Consider the following 4016-nt stretch of genomic DNA (forward strand, 5'->3'; position numbering starts at 1 on the left):
CTCCACGATCAGATGCGCATTCGTCCCGCTGATCCCGAAGGAGGACACGGCCGCCCGACGCCGTCCGTCGGCCGTGGGCCAGGGCTCTTCCTCGGTGAGCAGCTGCACGCTGCCGTCCATCCAGTCGACGTGCGGGGACGGTGCGTCGACGTGGAGGGTGCGCGGCAGCATGCCGTGGCGCATCGCCTGCACCATCTTGATCACACCCGCCACACCCGCGGCGGCCTGCGTGTGCCCGATGTTCGACTTCACCGACCCCAGCCACAACGGCCGCTCCGGATCGCGCTCGTGGCCGTAGACGGAGATCAGCGCCTGGGCCTCGATCGGATCGCCGAGTGCCGTCCCCGTACCGTGCCCCTCGACCACGTCGATGTCGTCGGGACTCAGGCCGGCGTTGCCGAGGGCCGTACGGATGACGCGCTGCTGCGCCAGGCCGTTCGGCGCCGTCAGACCGTTGGACGCACCGTCCTGGTTCACCGCCGAACCCCGGACCACCGCGAGCACGGGATGGCCGTTGCGCCGCGCGTCCGACAACCGCTCCAGCAGTACGAGTCCCACGCCCTCGGAGAAGCCGGTGCCGTCCGCGGCCGCGGCGAACGCCTTGCACCGGCCGTCGGGGGACATGGCCCGCTGCCGGCTGAACGCGGTGAAGGTGCCGGGGGTGGCGATCACGGTCACTCCGCCGGCCAGGGCCAGCGTGCACTCGCCCTGGCGCAGCGACTGCGCGGCCTGGTGCAGGGCGACCAGGGAGGACGAGCACGCCGTGTCCACGGTGACGGCGGGGCCCTGCAGCCCGAGGACGTAGGAGAGCCGGCCGGACACCAGGCTGAGCGCGTTGCCCGTCAGCAGCATGCCGTCCAGGCCTTCCGGCGCCTCGTGCAGCAGGGTGGAGCCGTACTCCTGGGCGAGGGCGCCCACGAAGACTCCGGTGTCGGTGCCCTTGAGGGACGGCGGGGCGATGCCCGCGCGTTCGAAGGTCTCCCAGGCGGTCTCCAGCAGGAGCCGCTGCTGCGGGTCCATCGCCAGCGCCTCACGCGGCGAGATCCCGAAGAACGCGGCGTCGAACCGGCTCACGTCCTCCAGGAACGCCCCCTGCCGCACGTAGGAGGTACCGGGCTTGTCGGGGTCCGGATCGTAGAGCCCGTCCAGGTCCCAGCCCCGGTCGGAGGGGAATCCGGTCACCGCGTCGGTGCCGGAGGCCACCAGGTCCCACAGTTCCTGCGGGGAGCCGACACCTCCGGGATAGCGGCAGCCCATCGACACGATCGCGATCAGGTCCTCGTCCGGCCCCGTGTGCGTGGCGGGCCGCGGGACGACGGCGGCGGACGACTCGGTCCCGCTCCAGGTCTGCCACAGGTGCTCGGCGAGGGCCTGCGCCGTGGGGTGGTCGAAGATGGTCGTGGGCGACAGCCGCAGGCCGGTGGCCTCGCTGAGGCGGTTGCGCAGTTCCACCGCCGTCAGTGAGTCGAAACCGAGCTCCTTGAAGACGCCGTCCGCGGGCACGGCCTCCGCCCTCTCGTGCCCGAGGGCGGTCGCCGCATGCGTCCGGACCAGGTCGAGCAGCGCCCGCCGTGCCTCCGGCTCCGACAGTCGCGCGAGCCACTCCCCGCCGGCGCCGACGTCCGAGGCGTCTCCCCCGGCCGCGGTACGCCTGACGGGAGTCCGCACCAGACCGCGCAGTACGGCGTGCACGCCACCGGGCCGCCGGCGCAGGGCCGCGAAGTCGAAGCGGGCGGCCACGAAGGTGGCACCGTCGCGGGCGAGGGCGGCGTCGAACAGGGCCAGCCCGTGCTCGGCGGACAGGGGCTGTACGCCGTCCCGGGTGAGCCGGCGCCGGTCGGTGTCGCCGAGGTGTGCGGTCAGGCCGCCGTCCTCCCACAGGCCCCAGGCCACGGTGGTGGCCGGCAGGCCGAGGGCGCGGCGGTGCTCGGCGAGGGCGTCGAGGAACGCGTTGGCGGCTGCGTAGTTGGCCTGGCCCGGCCCGCCGAGGACCGCGGCGACCGAGGAGAACAGCACGAACTGTGCGAGGTTCGCGTCGCGGGTCAGCTCGTGCAGGTGCACCGCCGCGTCCACCTTGGGACGCATCACGGTCTCCAGCTGCTCCGGAGTGAGGGCGGAGGTCGTGGCGTCGTCCAGCACGGCCGCCGAGTGCACCACGGCGGTCAGCGGGCGGTCGAGCCCGCCGAGTACGGTGGCGAGCGCCTCCCGGTCGGCGACGTCGCAGGCCACGATCGTGGTGCTCGCACCCAACTCGGCCAGGCGGGACCGCAGTTCGGCGGCGTGGGGTGCCTCGGGACCGCTCCTGCTGAGCAGCAGCAGATGGCGCGCCCGGTGCGCGGTGACCAGATGCTCGGCCAGAAGGGCACCGATCCCGCCGGTGCCACCGGTGACCACGACGACGCCGTCGGGATCGAGGGTCTCCGCGTCGCTCACGGCCATGTCGAAGGCGCGCGTCAGACGGGGTACGAGCACGGCACCGGCGCGTACGGCGAGTTGAGGCTCGCCGGAGCCGACCGCCGTGACGAGGGCGGCGGCCTGCTCCGCGGGCAGGACGGTTGTGGGCGCCGCCCCGGCGACGGACGTCGTGGGAGGCTCGACGTCCAGCAGGACGATGCGTCCGGGATGCTCGGTCTGGGCCGACCGCACCAGCCCCCACAGCGGTGCGCCGGCCAGGTCCACGTGACCGCCGTCGTCCGGGCCCGCCGCGACCGCACCGTGTGTGACCACCACCAGCCGGGCCGACGCGAAGCGCTCGTCGGCCAGCCATGTCCGAAGGTCGGCGAGCAGGTTCCGCACTGCCGCGCGAGCGGCCACGGGCAGGTCCGCGTCGGATCGCGCCGACGGCGGGCAGGAGAGGAGCACCACGTCGGGGTCCGGCGCATCGGCCGCCGCGGCCGTCAGGTCCTGAAGAGCGCCGTAGGTACGTACGTCGGCACCTGGTGTCCGCATCCCGCGGGCCAGGTCCTCGGCGTCGGAGCCCACCACGCACCAGTGGCCCGGCGCCGAAGCCGCCGCCCCGGGCGGGGACAGCGGTGTCCACTGCGCCCTCAGCAGGGAGTGCCGTACCGCTTCGGTGGCCGGCGCGGCCGTCGCGTCGGCCATCGGCCGCGTGGTCAGCGCGGCGACCGAGAGCACGGGGGTACCGGTCGGATCGGCGGCCACCAGGGCCACACCGTCGGTGTCCGACCAGGTCAGACGTACCCGCAGCGCGGTGGCGCCCGATGCGTGCAGGTGCACGTCGTGCCAGGAGAAGGGCAGGCGCAGTGGTTCGGAACCGGTGCGCCGCGCCAGTTCGTTGAGGACGTCGGGATGCAGCGCCGCGTCCAGCAGCCCCGGGTGTATGCCCCAGCCGTCCGCGGCGTCCCGGTCCGGGAGGACGACGTCCGCGAACACCGCGTCGCCGAGGCGCCACATGTCCCGCAGTCCGCGGAAGAGCGGCCCGTATCCGTAGCCCACAGCCGCAAGTTGCTCGTAGACGTCCTCCGCGGACACCGGTTCGGCACCCCGCGGCGGCCAGTCGGCGAAGCCGTCCGCCGTGTCCGGCTCCTCCGCGGGGGCCGACCGGAGGAATCCGCTCGCGTGCCGGACCCACACCGGTTCCGCCGCGGCCCCGTCCGCGTGGTCCTGCCGCGCCGAGTGGACGCGCACCGCACGGCGCCCGGACGCGTCCGGCGCCCCTACGGTCACCTGGAGGCTCACGCTCTCCTGCGCGGCCAGTTCGAGCGGGGCCTCCAGGACCAGTTCCTCCAGGAAGGAGCAGCCGGTCTCGTCTCCGGCGCGGATCGCCGCGTCGACGAAGGCCGTGCCGGGAAAGATCATGGAGCCGCGCACCACGTGATCGGCGAGCCACGGATGCGTCGCCACGGACACCCGTCCGGTGAGCACCAGCGCGTCGGTGTCCGCCGAGTGGACCGCGGCGCCGAGCACCGGATGGGTCACCGCCCGCTGCCCCACGGTCTGCGGGTCACCACCGGCCGGCAGGCTGGTCAGCCAGTGGTGGTCGCCCTGGAAGGGAT

General features: G+C 74.0%; 1 protein-coding gene. It reads right to left on the bottom strand.

Annotation, left to right across the window (positions count from 1 at the left end; genetic code table 11):
- The coding region (locus BIV25_RS45085; RefSeq protein ID WP_143076832.1) for a type I polyketide synthase at positions 1–4016 on the bottom strand (4016 nt) is incomplete at both ends.

The organism is Streptomyces sp. MUSC 14, from assembly GCF_001866675.1.
In the GTDB taxonomy this organism is placed as follows: Bacteria; Actinomycetota; Actinomycetes; order Streptomycetales; family Streptomycetaceae; genus Streptomyces.